Origin of the sequence: Agromyces atrinae, from assembly GCF_013407835.1 — a bacterium.
In the GTDB taxonomy this organism is placed as follows: Bacteria; Actinomycetota; Actinomycetes; order Actinomycetales; family Microbacteriaceae; genus Agromyces; species Agromyces atrinae.
This window is the reverse complement of sequence record NZ_JACCBI010000001.1, coordinates 2,468,507-2,488,652: the sequence shown is the minus strand read 5'-3', so window position 1 is coordinate 2,488,652 and position 20,146 is coordinate 2,468,507. Positions and strand designations below refer to the sequence as shown.

Genomic DNA, 20,146 nt, shown 5'->3' with positions numbered 1-20,146 from the left:
TAGGGTAAGCGGGAATGTCGTTCGGGGGAACACGACTACTCGACTCTCCTGGGCGTTCACCATGATCTCACCCCAAGGAGACAAGAAACGTATGACCTCACGATCTAGGCGCGTTGCCGCAGCCGGAGTCACCTCCGCACTTGCGCTCACGCTCAGCGGAGTGTTCGCCCCGGCGGCCTTCGCAACCGAGGGCGACACGGTCGCTCCCACGTCCGGTGCAGAATTCGACGCTACGGCGCAGGCTCTCATCTCGACCGACGGCGTCGAAGCCGTCGCCTCCGACGCCGACGGCAACGTCGTCCTCTTCGTCACCGAAGCCGAGGACGAGCTCGATGCTCAGGCGCAGTCCTTCATCGACGGAACGTCCAACGTCGAGATCCGCGTCCTCGACGCGCCGTTCGCGGCTCGCGCCGCGAACGATGTCGTCGGTGGTGCCGGATACCTCTCTGTCGAGAATCCTGGCGACCGAGGCGGCTTCCTGTGCTCGATCGGCTTCAGCGCGTGGTCGGCGGCGGGTGACCCCGCTGTCGTCACGGCAGGTCACTGCAACGACGACGGTGCGACTCCGTACAGCGGGCTCACGCTTCCCACCAGCGACACTGCTGGTGGCGGCACGGGCTCCGTCATCGTCTACGAGGACTTGGGCGAACTCGCCTTCTCGCAGTACGGCGGTACGGGCAACTCGACCGGCGCCGCCGGCGACCCCAACTCGATCGACTTCGCCGTCATCGATGTGCTGAACGACGACCTGAACCTCAAGCCCGAGGTCACCGACTGGACCACGACGTCTGATCTCTCCGAGTCGACGATCCCCGTGACTTCCGTCGGTACGGCCACTGCAGGCGCTGAGATCGCTCGCTCGGGTCGCACGACTGGCTTCCACACCGGCACCGTAGATGCAGTCGGCGGATGGGCGAACGTCGACGGACGGTATGTCTACGGCTTCAGTGCCTTCGCGGTGAGCGACGAGGGTGACTCCGGCGGAGCCATCATCCAGGGCAACACCGCGGTTGGCGTGCTTTCGGGCGGAACGACTCTGACCGACGGAACCAACCTCATCTGGGGCGCCGACCTTCAGGCCGGTCTGGCACTGGCGGGCGGCTACACCGTCGCGCTGCACATCGATGCTCCTGCACTCGTCTCGCCCGTCAACGGCGGCAACGTCGAGACCGGCGCTGCGATCACGGGTACCGCTCCTGCTGACTCGGTCGTCACCATCGACCCTGCTGAGGGCGACAGCTTCGACGTGAACGCCGACGCTTCGGGCAACTTCAGCTTCGCGGCTCCCGACGAGGTCGGCACCTACGCATTCTCGGCGTTCGCCACGAAGGGCTTCGACGTCTCCGACTCCGCTTCGTTCTCGATCGACGTCGTTGCAGCTCCGCTGTACGCACCGGTCATCACGAACCCGGCGAACGGCGCACAGGTCGTCACCGAGCTCACCGCCGTCACCGGTACCGGTGAAGCCGGCGCGACCGTCACCCTCGAGGGCGACGTCGAAGGCACCGCGGTCGTGGCTGCCGACGGCACCTGGTCGATCCCGGCCGACCTCGGCTACGGCTCCTACGAGATCGTCGCTACGCAGACGCGTGACGACATCGTCTCCGACCCGGCCGCCTCGGCGTTCTCGGTCGTCCCGGCCGCTCCGGCCATCACCGACCCGGCCAACGGCACGACCTTCGCACACGGCTTCGCGCCCACGAAGGTCTCCGGCACCGGCATCGACGGCGCCACGGTGACCGTCGGAATCGGCACGGGCAACTCGGGTGAGGTCCTCGGCGACGTCGTCGTCGAGAACGGCACCTGGTCGATCGCGATCCCCTCGGCTCTCGCCGCTGGTGACTACATCGCCTTCGCCGAGCAGACCATCGACGGACAGACGAGCGCCGGCGCAACGTCGGCCTTCGCCGTCGCTGCTCCCGCTCCCGCGCCCGCCGGCAACGGCGGCGGTGACGGCCTCGCCAACACCGGTGTCGGACCGTACCTGCCCTACCTCGGTGGTTCCGCGATCCTGCTCCTCCTCCTCGGTGGCGCATTCGTGATCACGCGCCGCAAGGCAGCGAACGCGAGCTAACACTCGTTCCATCGGCCGGGGGTCGTGCGCGAAAGCGCACGGCCCCCGTTCGTGTCTCCGGCACCGGTAGCCTGCTGATGTGAGCAACCTTGGTCATCAGCCGGCCCTCCTCGTCGACGTCGCTGCAGAAGCGGGCGTCAGCGTGTCGACGGTCTCGCGGGTGCTCTCGGGTCGTGTGCCGGTCAGCAAGAGCCTGCACGAGCGCGTCACGAGCGCCGTGCAGCGGCTCGGGTACCGACCGAACGCTGCCGCGCAGGCGCTCGTGAGTGGTCGCCGCTCCACCGTCGCCGTGCTGGCCCGCAACACCCTGCGGTACGGCTACGCTGCCACGCTGCAGGGCGTGGAGGAGGCGGCGCGGGCCGCCGGCTTCGTCGTGTCGATCGCCGTCGTCGAGTCGGATGACGCGGGCGAGATCTCTCGCGCTGTCGACACCGTCCTGTCTCAACCGATCGCCGGGGCCATCGTGATCGAGTTCGACAGCGTCGGGGTGCAGATCGTCGATGCGTTGCCCCAGGACGTTCGCGTCGTGGCCGCTGCCGGTGCCCGGCGTCGAGGTGCACCTCGACCGCACGCCTTCCTCGACGACTACGCGGGCGGCTTCGAGGCCACCGAGTATCTGCTCTCCCTCGGCCACTCGACGGTGCACCACATCGCCATCCCCTCGACCCGCGCTCGCAGCGGTCGTGCGTGGGGCTGGCGCCGTGCGCTCGAGAAAGCGGGTGCCCCGGTGCCGCCCATGATCCAAGCGGCCTACCACCCGTCGTCGGGCCACGATGCGGCGATCGAATTGGTGGATGACGCCGACGTGACGGCGATCCTCTGCGGAAACGACGAGATCGCGATCGGTGTCGCGCGGGCCTATCAGGAAGCGGGTCGCGAGATTCCTCGCGACATCAGCATCATGGGGTTCGACGACCAGCCGTTCGCGGCCATGTGGTACCCCGCTCTGTCGACCGTCTCGCAAGACTTCGTCGAGCTCGGCCGGCGCACCTTCGGGCTCCTGCACGGGTGGGTCGAGTCGGGCACGCAGCCGAGCGATTCATCGAGCACACCGACGCTCATCGTGCGCGAGAGCACCGCCGCCCCGCGCCCCGCAGCGCTCTGATTCGCGCTTCCCGCGCGAGGAGATCCGCGGAATCGCGCGCTTCTCGATGTGATTTCTGACCAACGTTTGCAGAAATTCCGGATCTGCCGTAGATTCTGACCAACGTTTGCAGAACCAATGGGGTTTCGACAGAAGGCAGTGGTGCACGAGTGACGATCACAACTCTCGACGAGTTGCTTCGCGACGAGAAGAACGGCGACTCGACCACCTATGTGTCGCTCAACGCAGCAGGCGTCGCGTGCGTCCTCGCAGTCAGCTCCGACACCGGCGCGCGCATCGTGCACTGGGGCGCCGACACCGGAGCCCGTACCCCCGCCGAGCTTCAGCAGCTCGACCTGTCGGTCGCGCCGCCCCTCGCCACGAACGGTGTCGACGAGCGCGTCATCGCATCGATCCTGCCCGAGGGGCGCACCGGCTGGACGGGAGCTCCCGGCATCGCTGGTCACCGCCTCGACGGCGGCGCGTGGACGCCGTACCTCGTGCCGACCGCGCTGCGCGTCGATGAGCGAGCAGACGGAACGACCGTCATCGTCGACGCCGCTGACCTCGAGAACGGCCTCGCCGTTCGACTCGACGTCGAGATGGATGCCGCAGGAGTGATGCGACTGCGCGCCGAACTCACCAACACGGGCGAGACGCCGTACGCCCTCGACGCGCTCGAACTCGCCCTCCCCGTGCCGACGCTCGCCGACGACATCCTCGACTTCGCGGGTCGCTGGGCCAACGAGCGCACTCCGCAGCGTCAGGACTTCGTCGTCGGCTCGCACGTCCGTGAAGGCCGCCACGGCCGCACGGGCGCCGATGCCGCGACCGTGCTCTCGGTGGGAGCGCGAGACTTCAGCTTCGACTCCGGCGAGATCTGGTCGATGCACGTCGGCTTCAGCGGCAACCACCGCGTCGCCGCCGAGCGCACGTTCGACGGAACGCGACTGCTGCGCGGTGGCGAGTTGCTGCTGCCCGGCGAGATCGTGCTCGCCGCGGGCGAGAGCTACGAGTCGCCGTGGGTGTACGCCGTGCACGGTGTCGGCCTCGACGCGGTCGCTGCGCGATTCCACACCCACCTCCGCGCCCGTGCGGCGCACCCGACGAGCGCTCGACCCGTCGTCATGAACGTCTGGGAGGCCGTCTACTTCAACCACGACCTCGACGAGATCACCCAGCTCGCCGACCTCGCCGCCGAGGCCGGTGTCGAACGCTTCGTACTCGACGACGGCTGGTTCGGAGCGCGCCGTGACGACACCGCGGGCCTCGGCGACTGGGTCATCGCCGACGACGTCTGGGGCGACGGCCGATTCGGTCGGCTCGTCGACCACGTCAACGGTCTCGGCATGGAATTCGGGCTGTGGTTCGAGCCCGAGATGGTCAACCTCGACTCCGACCTCGCTCGTGCGCATCCCGAATGGCTGCTGCAGGCGCCCGGCCGCATCCCCGTACCCGCGCGCAACCAGCAGGTGCTCGACCTCACCCACCCGGGCGCGTACGCGCATGTGCGCGATCAGATCTCCGCGCTCGTCCGCGGGTACGGCATCGGCTTCATCAAGTGGGACCACAATCGCGACCTCGTCGACGCCGGCTCCACGCGAACGGGGCGCGCGGGGGTGCACGCGCAGACCCTCGCCGTGTACCGGCTGCTCGCCGAACTGCGCGAGACCTTCCCCGCGCTCGAGATCGAATCCTGCTCGTCGGGCGGTGCCCGCGTCGACCTCGGGATCCTCCAGCACACCGATCGCGTGTGGGCCTCGGACTGCATCGATGCCCACGAGCGGCAGCAGATCCAGCGCTGGACGGCGCAGCTCATCCCGCTCGAACTCATCGGCAGCCACGTCGGCGAGGAGCGCGCGCACACCACCGGCCGCCGCCTCGACCTGTCGTTCCGCGCGGCGAGCGCGGTCTTCGGGCACTTCGGAATCGAGTGGGACCTCCGCACGGCCTCTGCCGATGAACTCGCCGAACTGCGTGAGTGGGTCGCCTTCTACAAGAACATGCGCCCCCTGCTGCACACCGGCACGCTCGTGCGTCGCGACCTCGAAGACGGAGCCCTGTGGATGCAGGGCGTCGTGTCACCCGAACTCGACCGGGCGATCTTCGCCATCTCGCTCCGCGACCGGCCGGCCACGTGGCCCGCGGGAAGCGTGCGTCTGCCGGGTCTCGACGCCACGCGCACCTACCGCGTGAGCGCGGCGGGTCCCGGCGCGCTGCGCACGGTCGACCCGCGCATCGTGCCGGCCTGGTGGACCGAGGGCCTCGTGCTCTCGGGTGCGAGTCTCGCCGCCGCCGGCGTGCAGATCCCCGCCCTCCAGCCCGACCACACGGCGCTGCTCCTCGTCGACGAGGTGCGAGCATGACGACCCAGTACACGCCCACCCAGAGCATCGTGACCCCGCCGAAGCAGCGCGGGCGCATCCGCTCGCGGCGGCGGAGCGACCTTCCGGCGGCCCTCCTCTTCATCCTCCCCGCCGCCATCGGCTTCGTGATCTTCTACCTCGTGCCCGCGATCCGCGGCGTGGGGTTCAGCCTCACCGACCAGAACCTGGTCGGGTCGGGCGAGTTCATCGGCGTCGACAACTACACGCGGATGGCGGGTGATCCGCTGTTCTGGAACGCGCTCGTCGTGACGTTCTGGTACGTGCTCATCAACATCAGCGTGCAGACCGTGCTCGCCCTCGCCGTCGCCGTCCTGTTGCACCGGCTCACCCGGGCGGTCGCGATCCGCGGCATCGTGCTGCTGCCCTACCTCGTGTCGAACGTCGTCGTCGCGCTCGTGTGGTTCTGGATGATGGACTACTCGACCGGCATCATCAACGTCGTCATCGACGGTCTCGGCCTCGACCGCATGGCCTTCTTCGGCGACGAGATGCTCGCGATCCCGACGATCGCCCTCATCAACGTCTGGCGCTTCCTCGGGTACACGGCGCTGCTGATCTTCGCCGGTCTGCAGACGATCCCCGGCGAGTACTACGAAGCGGCGTCGCTCGACGGGGCGTCCGAGTGGCGCATGTTCCGCAGCATCACCCTGCCGCTGCTGCGTCCCGTCATGGCGCTCGTGCTCGTCATCACGATCGTCGGCTCGTTCCAGATCTTCGACACCGTCGCCGTCACGACGACGGGCGGCCCGGTCAACTCGACGCGCGTCATCTACTACTACATCTACCAACAGGCGTTCGAGAGGTTCGATCTCGGCTACGCCAGCGCGATGGCCGTCGTCCTCGCCATCCTGCTCGCCGCCGTCGCCTACTTCCAGCTGAAGATCATGCGATCCAACAGTTCGGACCTGTCATGAGGAGCTCACGATGAACGTTCTGATGCAGGAACGGCCGACCGAGGCATCCGCTTCGACCCCCGCGCCCGCGCGCTCGGGCTCCCCACGCCGACGAATCCGGTGGGGCCGCGTCTTCGCGTGGATCGCGCTCATCGCGATCATGCTCGTCACGCTCTTCCCCTTCTACTGGATGATCCGCACCGCGCTCTCGACGAACAGTGCGCTCTACCTGCAGCCGGGCAACCTGCTGCCCGTGGAGTTCAGCTGGGGCGGGTTCCGCCGCGTGTTCGGTCTCGCGAGCCCCGAGGAGGCCCTCGCCGAGGGCGGCACGACCGGGTCTATGCAGTTCTGGCTCTACCTCCGGAACTCGGTCATCGTGTCGACGGCCATCACGGTCGGCCAGGTGCTGTTCTCGTCGATGGCGGCCTACGCCTTCGCACGGCTGCAGTGGCGGGGTCGGGAAGCCGTGTTCTTCCTCTTCCTCACCGCGCTCATGATCCCGCCGATCTTCGTGCAGCTGCCGAACTTCATCCTCATGCGCGACCTCGGGCTGCTCAACACGCTCGCCGGCGTCGCCCTGCCGTACATGTTCATGACGCCGTTCGCGGTGTTCTTCATGCGCCAGTTCTTCCTCGGTATCAGCCGCGAGATCGAAGAGGCCGCGATGATCGACGGCGCAGGGCATGGCCGCATGTTCTTCGGCATCATCATGCCGATGTCGGCGACGCCGATCGTGACGCTCTCGATCCTCACCTACATCACCGCGTGGGGCGAGTACTTCTGGCCCCTCCTCGTCGGTCGCGCCGACGAATCGCGCGTGCTCACCGTCGCGCTCGGCATCTTCCGGGCGCAGACGCCGCAGACCGGTCCGGACTGGGCCGGCCTCATGGCGGGAACGCTCGTCGCCGCCATCCCCGTGCTCATCCTGTTCCTCGTCTTCGGAAAGAAGCTCATCAACAACCTCGGCTACTCGGGCATCAAGTGATCCCCGGGTCGCGTCACTGAGTCGCGCGGCATCCCCTCGCGCGCTCCCCACCCCCACACAAAAGGAAGAATCGCAATGCCGCAGTTCAGAAACCACATGCGTTCCGCGGGTGTCGTCACCGCCATTGCCGTCGCCGGTATGACTCTCGCCGGCTGCGCGAGCAGCTCCGAATCGACCGAGGCGGGGGGTGAGAAGATCACCTACTGGCTGTGGGACACGAACCAGCAGCCCGCCTACACGCAGTGCGCGACGGCCTTCACCGAGAAGACCGGCATCGACGTCACGATCGAGCAGTACGGCTGGGCCGACTACTGGCAGGGTCTCACGACCGGCTTCGCCGCCGGAACGGCCCCCGACGTGTTCGCCGACCACCTCTCGTACTACCCGCAGTTCGTCTCGCAGGGTCAGCTCCTCGACATCTCCGACCGCATCGACGCGGACGGCATCGACCTGTCGATCTACCAGGACGGCCTCGCCGACCTGTGGGTCGACCAGGAGGGCGGCCGATACGGCCTCCCCAAGGACTTCGACACGGTCGCGCTCTTCTACAACGAGACCATGGTGACGGATGCCGGCATCGACCCCGCCGCACTCAGCGAGGCCGCCTGGAACCCGACCGACGGCGGCACCTTCGAGCAGGCCGTCGCTGCGCTGACCGTCGATGAGAACGGCGTGCGCGGCACCGAGGCGGGCTTCGACAAGAACAACGTCGCCGTCTACGGCCTCGCCCTCAGCGGCAACGGCCTCAACGCATCGGGTCAGCAGACCTGGGCGCCGTACGCCCTCGGCAATGACTGGTACTTCGGCGACACGACACCGTGGACGACCGAGTGGAACTTCGACGCCCCCGAGTTCACCGACACCCTCGCCTGGTACAAGAGCCTGCAGGACAAGGGCTACATGCCGACGATCGACATCGCCCTCAGCGAGCAGGACCCGCTGAACGGCTACCTCGCCGGTCGCTACGCGCTCGTCACCGACGGCAGCTGGATGAACTCGTCGTACCTCGGCCAGTCGGACGTCCCGACGAAGGTCGCCCCCACCCCCGTCGGGCCGTCGGGTGAGCGCGCGAGCGTCTTCAACGGTCTCTCGGACGGCATCTGGGCCGGCACCAAGAACCCGGATGCCGCGTGGGAGTGGGTCTCCTACCTGGCGTCGACCGACTGCCAGGACGTCGTCGCCGATGCCGCCGTCGTCTTCCCCGCCATCAAGACCTCGACCGAGAAGGCTACCGAGGCCTTCGCTGCGAAGGGCTGGGACGTGAGCGGCTTCGCGGTGCAGGTCGATGAGGGAACGACGGCGCTCCTGCCGATCGCCGACCACTGGTCAGAGATCAACGACCTCGTCACGGCCAACTCGCAGGCCTTCCTCAAGGGCAGCGTCGACGCCGAGAGCTTCACGGGTGTCAACGACCAGGTGAACGCCCTCTTCCAGTAGACCCTTCCGAATCCACCACCCCGGGGCAGCGACCCCACCCAGCACGAAGGAGTGCAGAATGTCACTGCCCCGTATCGATCAACGACGCGTGAGCAAGGGGGTGCGCCGTTCCCTCGGAGCGGCCACCGCCTTCGCTTTCGCCCTGACAGGAGCGGTCGCCATCGCGACACCAGCCAGCGCCGCCGACGCCGAGGTCATCGCCGTCGACTTCCAGACGAGCACGGGCGCGTTCCAGGGCGGCGCCTCGGGAATGCTCTACGGATTGAGCGACGACGGTGTGCCCACCGACCCGATCATCGCCGGCGCCAACCCGCGCAACGTCACCCAGAAGGCGCCGCACGGCGAGCAGCACCCGAACGGCGACCCGCTCGAGGTCGAGCGGGCGTTCTTCGAGAACGGCGGCGAGTACATCCTGACCAACATCCAGGACTACTACCCCGACTGGCCCTACAACGGCAGCAAGCGACCCGAGGACTTCTCGACCTACCTCGACATCGTGCGCACCGTCGTCACGAGCATCGTCGAGGAGTCGGCATACCCCGAGCGCTACATCTTCACGCCGTTCAACGAGCCCGACGGCGGCAACTGGTACAACAACTGGTCGACGATGAAGCAGGTCTACCTCGACGACTGGAAGGCCGTCTACGAGACCATCAAGGAGGTCTACCCCGAGGCGCAGATCGCGGGCATGGGCGACACCGGCTGGCAGCCGACGCGCACCCGCGACATCCTCGAGTTCGCGAAGGCGAACGACGTCCTGCCCGACATGTTCACCTGGCACGAGCTCGGCATCGACAACCTCCGGACCTACCGCGGTCACTACGCCGAGTACCGTCAGATCGAGAAGGACCTCGGCATCGGGCCGCTCCCGATCAACATCACCGAGTACGCGATGCGTCGCGACATGTCGGTTCCCGGCCAGCTCGTGCAGTGGCTCGCGATGTTCGAGGACACGAAGGTCGACGCGCAGACCGCGTACTGGACGTACGCGGGCAACCTCAACGACAACATGGCCAAGAACAACTCGGCCAACGCCGCGTGGTGGCTGCTCAAGTGGTACGGCGACCTGTCGGGCGACACCGTCGCCCTCACGCCTCCGCGCCTCAACGTCGCCGACACCCTGCAGGGGCTCGCGAGCCTCGACACCGACGCCAAGCTCGCGACCGTCGTCTTCGGTGGCGGCTCGGAGGACGTCCGACTCGACCTGTCGGGCCTCGACGCCGACGTGTTCGGCGGCACCGTCGACATCCAGGTGCGCGAAGCCCGCTGGAGCGGCCAGGAGGGCGAGGCGGCGACGCCTCCCGTCGTCGTCGCCCAGCGCGCCGAGCTCACGGGCGACACCGTCTCGGTGTCGGTTCCGAACAGCGATCGCCTGTCGGCGTATCAGCTCGTCGTCACGCCGGCCCTCGGCGCGGCGCCCACCGTCGACTCGACGTGGCGCGCCTCGATCGAGGCCGAGGACACCGCGCTCCGCGATGTCACGGCGTACAACCAGCCGATGAGCGATGCGTGGATCTTCGCGGCATCCGGTCAGCGCGACGTCGGAAGCACGAACCGTGTCACGTCGTCGCTCACGTGGAGCGTCGAGGTTCCCGAAGACGGCGACTACCTCTTCAGCGCGATCGCGGGCGTCAACGGCTCGGCCATCGGCCCGGGCCAGCACGCGCTCTTCGTCGACGGCGTCCAGGCCGCGATCATCGACTACGAGGCCGGCTTCGGCTGGAACTACCGCGGCCGCGGCGAGGTCGTCGTGCCGCTCACGGCAGGGGCACGCGAGCTCTCGGTGCGCATGAGCGCCGACGGATCGACGCTGCTGCCCGGCTCGGACATCTCGCTCGACCGCTTCGACCTCGTGCGCTTCGACGGCGCCGAGACCGAGACGTACCCGGCGGTGCTGTCGCGTCACGGCGACGCGGCCGTCGACTACTCGGCCGGCACGTCGGGTCGGGTGGACGTCTCGCAGAACGAGGCCGTCTTCTACCCGTCGGTGCGTGAGACGGGCTACTACGACCTCGCTGTCGGCTACCGGTCGGAAGGCGCCGCGGCGCTCGCCGTGAGCATCAACGATCGCGAGATCGCGGGCCTCGGCTCGGATGACGCGGGCACCTGGACCTCGACGGTCCGCGTGCACCTCGCGAAGGGCATCTCCGAGGTACGCATCGGCGGAGCCGTCGCTCTCGACGGGTTCACCACGACGCGGGCGGTCGACGACTCCACCGTGCGCATCGAGGCCGAGGATGCGACGCAGGTCGCGCTCAGCGGCGAGGCGCGCACCGAGAACGTCGCGGGCCCGACGAACGTCTCAGGTCAGCAGGTCAGCTGGCTCGGCGGTTCGCCCGACAACGCGATGACGGTCTCGCGACCCGACGGCTCGACGGCCGGTCAGTACAACCTCTCGGTGCGCTACGCCAACGCCGAGAAGAACACCGGTCACGACTACAACACCGACGTCATCACGCGATTCCTCGACGTGACGGAGGCCGACGGCGAGACCGCTCGCGGAGCCTTCCGCCACAACTACTCGTGGAAGGGGTTCTGGACGCACACAATGCCCCTCGACCTCTCGACCGAGTCGGGTGCGCTGCGCATGGGCAACGCCGAGGGCAATGCGCCGAACATCGACTGGATCGAACTCTCGCCGCTCACGACCTCGGTCGAGAACGAGCGTGCGATCCCTGCCGATGCGACCGTCACCGCGACGGTGACGGCCGAGGTGCCCGGTGAGAACGGCTGGAACCGCTCGGCGGTCGACGTCGCGCTCGAGGCCAGCACCTCCGAGGTCGCCGTGCAGCACCGTCTCGGCTCGGGCGACTGGGTCGACGGCGCGGCCGTGCGTGTCGAGGAGCAGGGGTCGACGACCGTCGGCTTCCGCGCCCTCTTCGCGGGCGAGGAGATCGCCGGAAGCGTCGGCGAGGTCGATGTGAAGATCGACTCCTTCGCGCCGACGACGACGGCGACGGCCTCGCGTGACGACGACGGCCGACTGGTCGCGTTCGTCGCGACGGATGAAGAGTCGGGCGTCGCCCGCACCGAGTTCCGCATCGGCGAGTCCGAGTGGGCCGACGCGGTCGACGGCATCGCCCGAGTGAGCGGCGCCGAAACGGTCACCGTCACGTACCGGTCGATCGACGTCGCCGGCAACGTCGAGGAGGAGCGCTCGATCGAGGTCACCGACGAGGTCGTTCCGTCGCCCGAGCCGACGGCCCCGCCCGAGCCCGGCGAGGGTGAGCCCGGCACCGGTGAGCCCGGCACGGGTGGCCCTGGCCAGGGTGAGACGCCCGACGGCGCTCTCGCGTCGACCGGTGTGACGATCCTCGCCGGCGCGCTGAGTGCCGCCGTCATCCTGTTCGCTCTAGGTCTCGCCTTCCTCATCGTGAGGCGGCGCCAGCAGCAGGTCTGATCGACAGCAGTGAGAACGTGGTGCCCTCGGCTCGTGAGTCGGGGGCACCACGCGTCACTCGAAAGGCCAGTACGCCCTCAGTTCGATGCGGCCGAACCGCGCCATGGGGTGCTTCGAGGCGACCTCGATCGCCTCGGCGAGGTCGGTGCATTCGAGGATGTCGAAGCCGGCGATCTGCGCTGTCTCGGCGTTCGCCGGCCCCTCGGTGACGACGCGCTCGCCGTCGCGCATACGCACCGTCGTCGCGTCCTCGATGGGCCGCAGCCGACTGCCGTCGACCCACACGCCGCGGGCGCCGACCTCGGCACCCCATTCCGCGATGTTGTCCTCGTCGGCGGAGTACGGCTCGGCATCGGGGTCGTTCGCTACGAACATCATGAATCTCATCGGAACCTCCTGGCCGAGAGGCTAGGGACAGCCGCCGACATCCGCGACTGATTCCGGTCAACCGGCTGTGAATCGATTGACATTCGATAGATAGACGACGAAAGTCGATGCATGTCGAAACTGGATGCCGCGATCATCCCCCTCCGAGTCCTCCTCGTCCTGCTCTTCACGGGTCTGTTCGTCGCGCAGGTCTTCAGCCTGCCGGGCATGTTCGCCCACCAGGCGGCGACCTCGCCCGACCTCGGGCCGATCCCCGGCATCCTGCTCACCCTCGGTGTGCTCGAGTTCGTCTGCGTGCAGATCGTGATCGTGTGCATCTGGAAGCTGCTCTCGCTCGTGAAGACCGATCGCATCTTCAGCGCGAGGGCGTTCACGTGGGTAGACGGGATCCTCTGGACCCTGGTCGCCGCCTGGGTGCTGCTCGCGTCGGCCGCGATCTCCCTCGTCGCCGTCATCTACGTCACGCCCGAGCTCCGCGACCCCGGCGTTCCCATCCTGCTCTTCGGGGCCGTGCTCGTCGGCGGTGTGCTCGTACTCGTCTTCGTCGTGATGCGCGCGCTGCTCCGCCAGGCGGCAACCCTGCGATCCGACCTCGACGAGGTGATCTGATGCCGATCATCGTGCGCATCGACGTCGAACTCGCGAAGCGCAAGATGAGCGTGGGGGAGTTCGCAGAACGTGTCGGACTCACCCCGGCGAACGTCGCGGTGCTCAAGAACGGCCGCGCGAAGGCCGTGCGGTTCAGCACCCTCGACGCGATGTGCGAGGTGCTCGAATGCCAGCCGGGCGATCTGCTCGAGTGGGTCGAGAGCGACGAGGCCGAGTGACCGACCGCGAGTTCACAGCCGTCGAGCGGCGCATCGACGCGTGGGCTCACGGCGTTCTCGATCGTGCGCCGGCCTCGCGCGCCCGCGCCTTCCTCATCGAGTTCGTCGTCTTCACGCTCAAGCAGGCATGGGCGTGCATCTTCGGAGCCGTGCTGCTCGTCATCATCGTGACCGCCCGGCTCGTCTACCCCGACGAGGCGTTCATCGCTCGGAACGACGCCCTCACGATCGCGGCGATCGTCGTGCAGATCGTCATGGTCGCCGCTCGTCTCGAGACGCTCCGCGAGCTGCGGGTGATCGTCATGTTCCACATCGTCGGCACCATCATGGAGCTCTTCAAGACGGATGTCGGCTCGTGGGTCTACGACGCCGACGGCATCCTCCGCATCGCCGGCGTGCCGCTCTTCTCGGGGTTCATGTACGCGGCCGTCGGCTCCTACATGGTGCGCGTCTTCCGACTCTTCGATCTGCGCTTCGATCGCTATCCGCGGCGCTGGCTCACCGGCATCCTCGCGGCCGCGATCTATCTCAACTTCTTCACGCACCACTACTGGTGGGACGCCCGCTGGGTGCTGCTCGCACTCGTCGTGCTGCTGTGGGCGCGGTGCGTCATGCACGCGCGCATCTTCCGCGTTCGCCTCCGCATACCCGTCGTGCTGGCGTTCGCGGGGGTCGCGCTCTTCATCTGGATCGCGGAGAACATCGCGACGTGGGCGGGCGCGTGGGCCTACCCCGACCAGGTGGATGTCTGGCAGCCGGTTTCGGCGACGAAGCTCGTCTCGTGGTTCCTCCTGATGATCATCTCGGTCGTGCTCGTCGCGTGGGTCTACAAGCCGCGACCGCCGGATGCCGTTAACCGACCGTGACACCCTCGTCGATGTGCGTCGCCGCCCACGAGGCCCGGTTCGCTCGGCAGCTCCATCGCGACGCGCCGGGGAGGCCCTGCGAGTACCTGGCTGCGGTTCGGCGCGGGCAGCTCAGCGCAGGATGCCGCGTTCGCGCGCCGCGGAGACGGCGGCCGTGCGCGACGAGACGTCGAGCTTCGAGAAGATGTGCGCGAGGTGCGACTTCACCGTCGTCTCGCTGACGAAGAGCAGGGTCGAGACCTCGGCGTTCGAGCGCCCGGCGGCGACGAGTTCGAGCACCTCCATCTCGCGCTGGCTGAGGCTCGCCTGCGGAGCGCGCATACGTGTGAGCAACCGCGACGCGATGACGGGCGCGAGCGCGCTCTCGCCCGCGGCGGCCGCCCGCACGGCCGCGATGAGCTCGTGGGGCGGGGCGTCCTTCAGCAGGTACCCGCTCGCCCCGGCCTCGACGGCCCCGAGGATGTCCGCGTCGGAGTCGTAGTTCGTGAGCACGAGCACGTACGGCGCGGCATCGAGGGCGCGGATGCGCCGGGTCGCGTCGGCGCCCGTCGGCGTTCCCCGAGCGCCGAACTGCAGGTCGATGAGCACGACATCGGGGTTCTCGAGCGCGGCGGCGCGCACCGCGTCATACGCCGTCGAGGCCTCGGCGACCACCTCGATGTCGGGCTCGAGTGCGAAGAGGGCGAGGAGGCCCGCACGCACGATCGGATGATCGTCGGCGATGACGAGGCGGATCACGAGGCGACTCCCGTCAGCGCGAGCTCGACCGCGAGGCGGGTGCCCCGGCCGGGCGCCGAGTCGACGGTGAGCGCGCCGCCGAGCTGCTGAACGCGTTCCCGGGTCGCGTGCAGGCCGAACGAGTCGGACCGCGCCGCCGAGTCGTCGGTCGCCGCGGTGGTGTCGAACCCGACGCCGTCGTCGACGATCGTGAAGAGCACGCTCGACGCGTCGACGGCGAGGGTGATCGTCGCGGTCCGAGCATCGGCGTGCTGGATGACGTTCGCGATCGCTCCCTGCGCGATTCGGAGGAGCGCCGTCTGCACGTGCATCGGCAGGGCGAGGGCGTCGGAGACCCGTACCTGCACGTCGAGCCCCTGCGTGGCCCACTGCGTCGCGGCGAGACGGCGCAGCACTCCGCCGAGGCCGTGGTCGTCGAGGTCGGGCGGGGTCAGTTCGCGGATGAAGCGCCGCGTCTCGACGAGGTTCGCGGCCGCCGTCTCGCGGGCGAGGCGGATGTGCTCGACGCCCAGGCGGCCCGGGTCGGCGCGTTCGGCGGCGTGCAGCAGCATCTGGATGCTCGACAACCCCTGCGCGACGGTGTCGTGGATCTCGCGCGCGAGTCGGGCCCGCTCGGCGATGACGCCCGATTCGTGCTCGGTCGCCGCGAGTTGGTCGCGCGTCGCGACGAGTTCGGCCATGAGCGCCTCACGCTCCTCGGCCTCGCGCGCGAGCGCTTGGTAGCCGAGGCCGATGAGCAGGGCGACGCCCGCACCGACGAGGGGGCCGACGACGCCGCCGACGCTCCACCCGCCGTGCAGACCGAGCGTGACGATCGCGAGGGCCGTCATGGCGATGATCGCGAGCGATCCCCAGCGCCGACCGAGCAGATGCAGATCGAGGAAGAAGAGCGGGAAGACGAGGTAGGCCGCTTCGGGGGTGAGCCCGAGCAGCGCCGCCCAGAGGATGACGAGCAGCGCGAGCCACACGATGCCGCCCGCGCGACCGCGATCTCGGCCGCGCTTCGCGACGAGCGCGCCCGCGCCGTAGACGCCGAGCAGTACGACGGACAATCCGATGACGAGGCCGCTCGTCTCGGTCGGAGCGACCACGGCGCGCACGATGACGAGCACCGTCAGACCGACGAACACGAGGTGCAGCCCCGACCGGAGCGCCACGAAGACCGGGGTCAGTCTGCGGTGGGCCATGGGCTGAACTTTACGCCGCGCGGTCGGCCCGCCCATCCTCCGAAAGGACGACCGCGAGCCGTGCCCGTGACGGATGACGGCCTCGATGTCTCGCGGAAGAGTCGAGTGTGCCGCCGGTTTCGGCGTGCAGACAGGAGTTCGTCATGTTCGTCGCGCTACGCGACCTGCGATTCGCTCGGGGCCGGTTCATCCTCATCGGTTCCGTCGTCGCCCTCATCACCGTTCTCGTCGGGTTCCTCAGCGGGCTGACGGGCGGTCTCGCGACGCAGAACGTCTCGGCCGTGCTCTCGCTACCGGCCGACCGCATCGTCTTCTCGGCTCCGGCCGACGGCTCGAGCGCGAGTTTCGCCGACTCGGCCGTCACGGCCGATCAGGCCGACGCGTGGTCCGCGGCGCCGGGCGCGAGCGATGTGCAGCCCCTCGGCATCAGCCAGACCCGCGCCGAGTTCGGCGACGTGCGCGCCGCGGTCGCACTCTTCGGTGCCGCGCCCGGGTTCGACGCGAACTCGCCGACCGGTGACGGTCTCGTCGGGGTGTCGTCGCCCGCGGCATCCGAACTCGGGGTCGGAATCGGCGACGAGATCGCCATCGCGGGCATGTCGTTCACCGTCGAATCGATCGGCGGTGACGACTGGTACAGCCACACCCCGGTCATCCGTCTGACTCTCGCCGACTGGCAGGGGTACGCGGCGGCGACGGGCTCGCCCGACGCCTTCGCGACGGTGCTCGCGGTCTCGGGCGACCCGGACGCGGCGCCGGTCGAGGCGGCGACCGCGACCGTGTCGGAGTCCGTTCCGATGTCGCTCATGGCGCTCAGCGCGTTCCGCTCCGAGATCGGGTCGCTCCTGCTCATGGTCGCGATGCTCTTCGGCATCTCGGGTCTCGTGATCGGCGCGTTCTTCACGGTGTGGACGATGCAGCGCGCGGCCGACGTCGCCGTGCTGAAGGCGCTCGGAGCGAGCACGCGCTCGCTCGTCGGCGACGCCCTCGGTCAGGCCCTCATCGTGCTCGCCGCGGGCATCGGGCTGGGCCTCGCGATCGTGGTCTCGCTCGGCCTCGCCGTCGGCGGAGCGTTGCCCTTCCTGCTCAGCCCGCTCACGACCCTCGTGCCGGGAGCGCTCATGATCGTGCTCGGTCTCGGCGGCGCCGCTTTCGCGATCCGATCCATCACCTCAGCCGACCCCCTCACCGCCCTCGGGAGCAACCGATGATCCAGCTCGACAACGTCACCCTCACCTTCCCCGACGGCGCCTCGCGCGTCACGGCGGTCGACCGAGTCTCACTGACCGCTCGCCCGGGCACGGTGACCGCGATCACCGGTCCGAGCGGAAGCGGAAAGTCGAGCCTCCTCGCGCTCGCCGCGACCCTCGTGCGGCCCGACTCGGGTCGGGTCGAGATCGACGGGGTGGATGCCTCGGGGCTCGACCCTCGTCAGGCGAGCGAACTCCGTCGCACGCGCATCGGCATCGTGTTCCAGCAGTCGAACCTGCTGGCGTCGCTCACCGCCCGCGAGCAACTGCTCGTCATGAACGAGCTCGGCGGTCGGCGGGCGCGGCACCCGCGGGCCGCCGCGGCCGCGCGCGCCGACGCGTTGCTCGACGAGGTGGGTCTCGCCGCACACCGCGACAAGCGCCCGCACGAACTCTCGGGCGGGCAGCGTCAGCGGGTCAACATCGCGCGGGCCCTCATGAACGAACCGTCGGCGCTCCTCGTCGACGAGCCGACGAGTGCACTCGATCAGGAACGCGGCGCGGCGATCATCGATCTCGTCGTGCACCTCACCGACGAGTGGAACACCTCGACGCTGCTCGTCACCCACGACGTCGTGCACCTCCCGCGCATGCACGCGGTCGTGAACCTCGTCGACGGGGCGATCACGGCTTCTCTGCCGGCAGCTCTATCGCGCTGACCCCCGGCAGCCCGAACCACGCACGGCCGTCGGCGGAGACGAACACGCCGAGCACGTCGTCGCACGTGGGGCACCGCATGACGCGGCCCATCGGGCTCGCGTAGACGATTGCGGTCGCGATCTCACCGGCGCGGCCGCACCCGGCGCAGCGTGCGAGCGCCGTCGTGAGGTCGACCTGAAAGAGGTCGGCGAGGTCGCCCGCGAGGGCGTTGCCATCGAGTCGCGTCATCACGAACCTCCGAAGCGCTCGGTACGGATCGACCCCGGCGAGTGTCCGAGGTCGGTGAGCCACGACGCGACCGCCTCGACGAACGGCGTCGGGCCGCAGATGAAGACGAGCGGGTCGTCGGCCGCCGGCACGACGAGTGCCTCGAGCTGCTCGCGCGTGAGCCGCCCGGGCGGGGTCGGCCAGCCCGGCGGAGCCTGCCGCGTGTAGGCCCAGTCGATCTCGAGGGAGGGGCTCGCACCGTCATCCGCCAGCGCCTCGAGCTCACGCGCGAAGAAGGCATCCTCGGGGGTGCGCACCGAATAGAGCAGCCGGAACGGGCTCGCGTCGCTCGAGGCGGCGTGAGCGGTGGCCATCGCGACGAGCGGAACGACGCCCGAGCCGCCGCCGATGAGCTGTACGGGCCTCGGCGTCTCGCTCGGTCGCCACACGAAGAAGGCGCCGAGCGGGCCGTGCACCTCGACTTCGTCGCCCGCGCGCAGCTCGTGCACGAGGAACGGCGAGACCTCGCCCGTCGGCACCTCGGCGACGGCGATGCTCACGCGCGTGCCCTCACCCGCCGAGGCGATGGAGTAGGAGCGGGTGGCCTGGTAGCCGTCGGGTGCGGTGAGGCGCACGTCGAGGTGCGAGCCGGCGTCGTTGCCCGGCCAGGTAGGGATGTCGAAGACGATGAGACGGGCATTCTGCGCTTCGGGCGTCGATTCGACGACCGTCGCCGTGTGCCACGCCGCGGGGCGCCGGCCGATCACCAGTAACGCTCCTCCTGCCAGGGGTCGCCGTGCAGGTGGTAGCCGTTCTGCTCCCAGAACCCGGGGTCGTCGCTCGGCATCATGACGAGGCCGCGCACCCACTTGGCGCTCTTCCAGAAGTAGAGGTGCGGCACGAGCAGTCGCGCGGGACCCCCGTGCTCGGGGTCGAGCGGTTCGCCGTCGGCCTCGAAGGCGATCCACGCCTGCCCGTCGAGCAGCTCGTCGAGCGGAACGTTCGTCGTGTACCCGCCGTAGCTGTGGGCCATGACGTAGTCGTACTGCGTCTCGACGTTCTCGAAGATCTTGTCGAGCGAGACCCCGCGCCACGACATACCGAGCTTCGACCAGTGGGTGACGCAATGGATGTCGGTCTCGATGTCTTCGAGACCGAGTGCGCGCAGTTCGTCCCACGACCACGTGTGGTCGCCGGCCTCGGTGCGGATCGTGAACTCCCAGTCATCCGTCTCGACGCGGGGGGTGGGGCCCGCCGAGAGCACGGGCCAGTCCTCGACGAGCGATTGGCCGGGCGGCAGGCGGTCGTCGCGGCTCTGGCCGCGACCGGAGAAACCTCGAGTGATGAAGGACATCGTCATTTCCTTCCGACGTGCTCACCCTAGCCAGTGTCGGTGACGCCCGATAGCTTCGCTTTCATGGCGAAAGTAGAGCACTTCGAGATTCCCGCAGACGACATCGAGCGCGCCGCCGGCTTCTACAAGGCGGTCTTCGACTTCACGTACCAGTCGTGGGGCGACGAGATGGGCGTCATCACCGCTTCCGACGACGGCGGCATCAACGGCGACCTGCACAAGCGCAGTACCGTCACCCACCCCACGGTCGTCTTCACCGTCGATCGTCTGGAAGACACGATCGCCGCGGTCGTGGCCAACGGCGACGAGGTCGTCGGCGAGATCCAGCAGCTCGATGAGACGTCGCGCTGGGTGTACCTCCGCGACAGCGAGGGCAACATCGTCGGCGCGTACGACGAGCAGAAGTAGCG

Annotated in this window: 19 protein-coding genes; 13 read left to right on the top strand and 6 right to left on the bottom strand. The window is 68.8% G+C overall.

Annotated elements, in window-relative coordinates; translation table 11 throughout:
- Positions 1 to 91: 91 nt before the first annotated feature.
- The 7 genes from BJ972_RS11560 to BJ972_RS11530 all read left to right on the top strand — a co-directional run bounded on the left by BJ972_RS11560 (position 92) and on the right by BJ972_RS11530 (position 12,260).
- Positions 92 to 2,074 carry a hypothetical protein gene (locus tag BJ972_RS11560; protein WP_129172304.1) on the top strand — a complete coding sequence of 661 codons (1,983 nt, stop codon included), beginning with the start codon at positions 92 to 94 and terminating at the stop codon, positions 2,072 to 2,074.
- A gap of 79 nt (positions 2,075 to 2,153) precedes the next feature.
- Entirely contained in the window at positions 2,154 to 3,179 is a 1,026-nt protein-coding gene (locus BJ972_RS11555; RefSeq protein ID WP_129172305.1) for a LacI family DNA-binding transcriptional regulator, read from the top strand.
- Positions 3,180 to 3,328: 149 nt separating this feature from the next.
- On the top strand, positions 3,329 to 5,524 hold the full coding sequence (locus BJ972_RS11550; protein ID WP_308790474.1) for an alpha-galactosidase: 2,196 nt from the start codon (positions 3,329 to 3,331) through the stop codon (positions 5,522 to 5,524).
- The gene (locus tag BJ972_RS11545; protein ID WP_129172306.1) at positions 5,521 to 6,459 is read left to right on the top strand and encodes a carbohydrate ABC transporter permease; all 939 of its coding nucleotides are present in this window, start codon (positions 5,521 to 5,523) and stop codon (positions 6,457 to 6,459) included. The genes BJ972_RS11550 and BJ972_RS11545 overlap by 4 nt, the downstream gene beginning before the upstream one ends.
- Before the next feature lie 10 nt (positions 6,460 to 6,469).
- Positions 6,470 to 7,423, top strand: a complete 954-nt coding sequence (locus tag BJ972_RS11540; protein WP_241830686.1) for a carbohydrate ABC transporter permease — start codon at positions 6,470 to 6,472, stop codon at positions 7,421 to 7,423.
- Between the two features lie 75 nt (positions 7,424 to 7,498).
- Positions 7,499 to 8,860: an ABC transporter substrate-binding protein gene (locus tag BJ972_RS11535; RefSeq protein ID WP_129172307.1), complete on the top strand. Its 1,362-nt coding sequence runs from the start codon at positions 7,499 to 7,501 to the stop codon at positions 8,858 to 8,860.
- A gap of 58 nt (positions 8,861 to 8,918) precedes the next feature.
- Positions 8,919 to 12,260, top strand: coding sequence for an OmpL47-type beta-barrel domain-containing protein (locus BJ972_RS11530; RefSeq protein WP_179419948.1), 3,342 nt, complete (start codon positions 8,919 to 8,921; stop codon positions 12,258 to 12,260).
- Between the two features lie 54 nt (positions 12,261 to 12,314).
- Here BJ972_RS11530 and BJ972_RS11525 read toward each other — a convergent pair whose 3' ends face one another.
- A complete protein-coding gene (locus tag BJ972_RS11525; protein WP_257022741.1) occupies positions 12,315 to 12,638 on the bottom strand; it encodes a YciI family protein in 324 nt (107 codons plus the stop codon).
- A 120-nt stretch (positions 12,639 to 12,758) separates the two neighbouring features.
- Between BJ972_RS11525 and BJ972_RS11520 the strand changes: the two genes are divergently transcribed.
- Genes BJ972_RS11520 through BJ972_RS11510 form a run of 3 tightly spaced genes read left to right on the top strand, consistent with a single transcriptional unit; the run spans position 12,759 to position 14,340 of the window.
- On the top strand, positions 12,759 to 13,256 hold the full coding sequence (locus BJ972_RS11520; protein ID WP_129172309.1) for a DUF2975 domain-containing protein: 498 nt from the start codon (positions 12,759 to 12,761) through the stop codon (positions 13,254 to 13,256).
- Positions 13,256 to 13,474: a helix-turn-helix domain-containing protein gene (locus BJ972_RS11515; protein ID WP_129172310.1), complete on the top strand. Its 219-nt coding sequence runs from the start codon at positions 13,256 to 13,258 to the stop codon at positions 13,472 to 13,474. Before BJ972_RS11520 ends, BJ972_RS11515 begins: the two co-directional genes overlap by 1 nt.
- Positions 13,471 to 14,340, top strand: a complete 870-nt coding sequence (locus BJ972_RS11510; protein ID WP_241830687.1) for a DUF817 domain-containing protein — start codon at positions 13,471 to 13,473, stop codon at positions 14,338 to 14,340. Before BJ972_RS11515 ends, BJ972_RS11510 begins: the two co-directional genes overlap by 4 nt.
- Positions 14,341 to 14,451: 111 nt before the next feature.
- Here BJ972_RS11510 and BJ972_RS11505 read toward each other — a convergent pair whose 3' ends face one another.
- Both BJ972_RS11505 and BJ972_RS11500 read right to left on the bottom strand, forming a co-directional pair.
- A complete protein-coding gene (locus BJ972_RS11505; protein WP_129172312.1) occupies positions 14,452 to 15,078 on the bottom strand; it encodes a response regulator transcription factor in 627 nt (208 codons plus the stop codon).
- Positions 15,075 to 16,265, bottom strand: a complete 1,191-nt coding sequence (locus tag BJ972_RS11500) for a sensor histidine kinase (protein ID WP_129172313.1) — start codon at positions 16,263 to 16,265, stop codon at positions 15,075 to 15,077. Before BJ972_RS11500 ends, BJ972_RS11505 begins: the two co-directional genes overlap by 4 nt.
- A gap of 143 nt (positions 16,266 to 16,408) precedes the next feature.
- On the opposite strand from BJ972_RS11500, the gene BJ972_RS11495 reads away from it, so the two are divergent.
- Positions 16,409 to 17,476 carry an ABC transporter permease gene (locus tag BJ972_RS11495; RefSeq protein ID WP_129172314.1) on the top strand — a complete coding sequence of 356 codons (1,068 nt, stop codon included), beginning with the start codon at positions 16,409 to 16,411 and terminating at the stop codon, positions 17,474 to 17,476.
- The gene (locus BJ972_RS11490; RefSeq protein WP_129172315.1) at positions 17,473 to 18,174 is read left to right on the top strand and encodes an ABC transporter ATP-binding protein; all 702 of its coding nucleotides are present in this window, start codon (positions 17,473 to 17,475) and stop codon (positions 18,172 to 18,174) included. Before BJ972_RS11495 ends, BJ972_RS11490 begins: the two co-directional genes overlap by 4 nt.
- Here BJ972_RS11490 and BJ972_RS11485 read toward each other — a convergent pair.
- From BJ972_RS11485 to BJ972_RS11475, 3 genes are read right to left on the bottom strand one after another with little or no spacing between them, the layout of a single operon-like run.
- Positions 18,140 to 18,403 carry a DUF6510 family protein gene (locus tag BJ972_RS11485; RefSeq protein WP_206736457.1) on the bottom strand — a complete coding sequence of 88 codons (264 nt, stop codon included), beginning with the start codon at positions 18,401 to 18,403 and terminating at the stop codon, positions 18,140 to 18,142. The two genes, BJ972_RS11490 and BJ972_RS11485, sit on opposite strands and share 35 nt — an antisense overlap.
- Positions 18,403 to 19,149 carry an FAD-binding oxidoreductase gene (locus BJ972_RS11480; RefSeq protein ID WP_129172317.1) on the bottom strand — a complete coding sequence of 249 codons (747 nt, stop codon included), beginning with the start codon at positions 19,147 to 19,149 and terminating at the stop codon, positions 18,403 to 18,405. The genes BJ972_RS11485 and BJ972_RS11480 overlap by 1 nt, the downstream gene beginning before the upstream one ends.
- Complete coding sequence (locus tag BJ972_RS11475) at positions 19,146 to 19,736, bottom strand: molybdopterin-dependent oxidoreductase (RefSeq protein WP_129172318.1); 591 nt, start codon at positions 19,734 to 19,736, stop codon at positions 19,146 to 19,148. The genes BJ972_RS11480 and BJ972_RS11475 overlap by 4 nt, the downstream gene beginning before the upstream one ends.
- Positions 19,737 to 19,799: 63 nt before the next feature.
- On the opposite strand from BJ972_RS11475, the gene BJ972_RS11470 reads away from it, so the two are divergent.
- Positions 19,800 to 20,144 (top strand): VOC family protein, encoded by a 345-nt coding sequence (locus tag BJ972_RS11470; RefSeq protein WP_129172319.1) that lies wholly within the window; start codon positions 19,800 to 19,802, stop codon positions 20,142 to 20,144.
- Positions 20,145 to 20,146 lie beyond the last annotated feature (2 nt).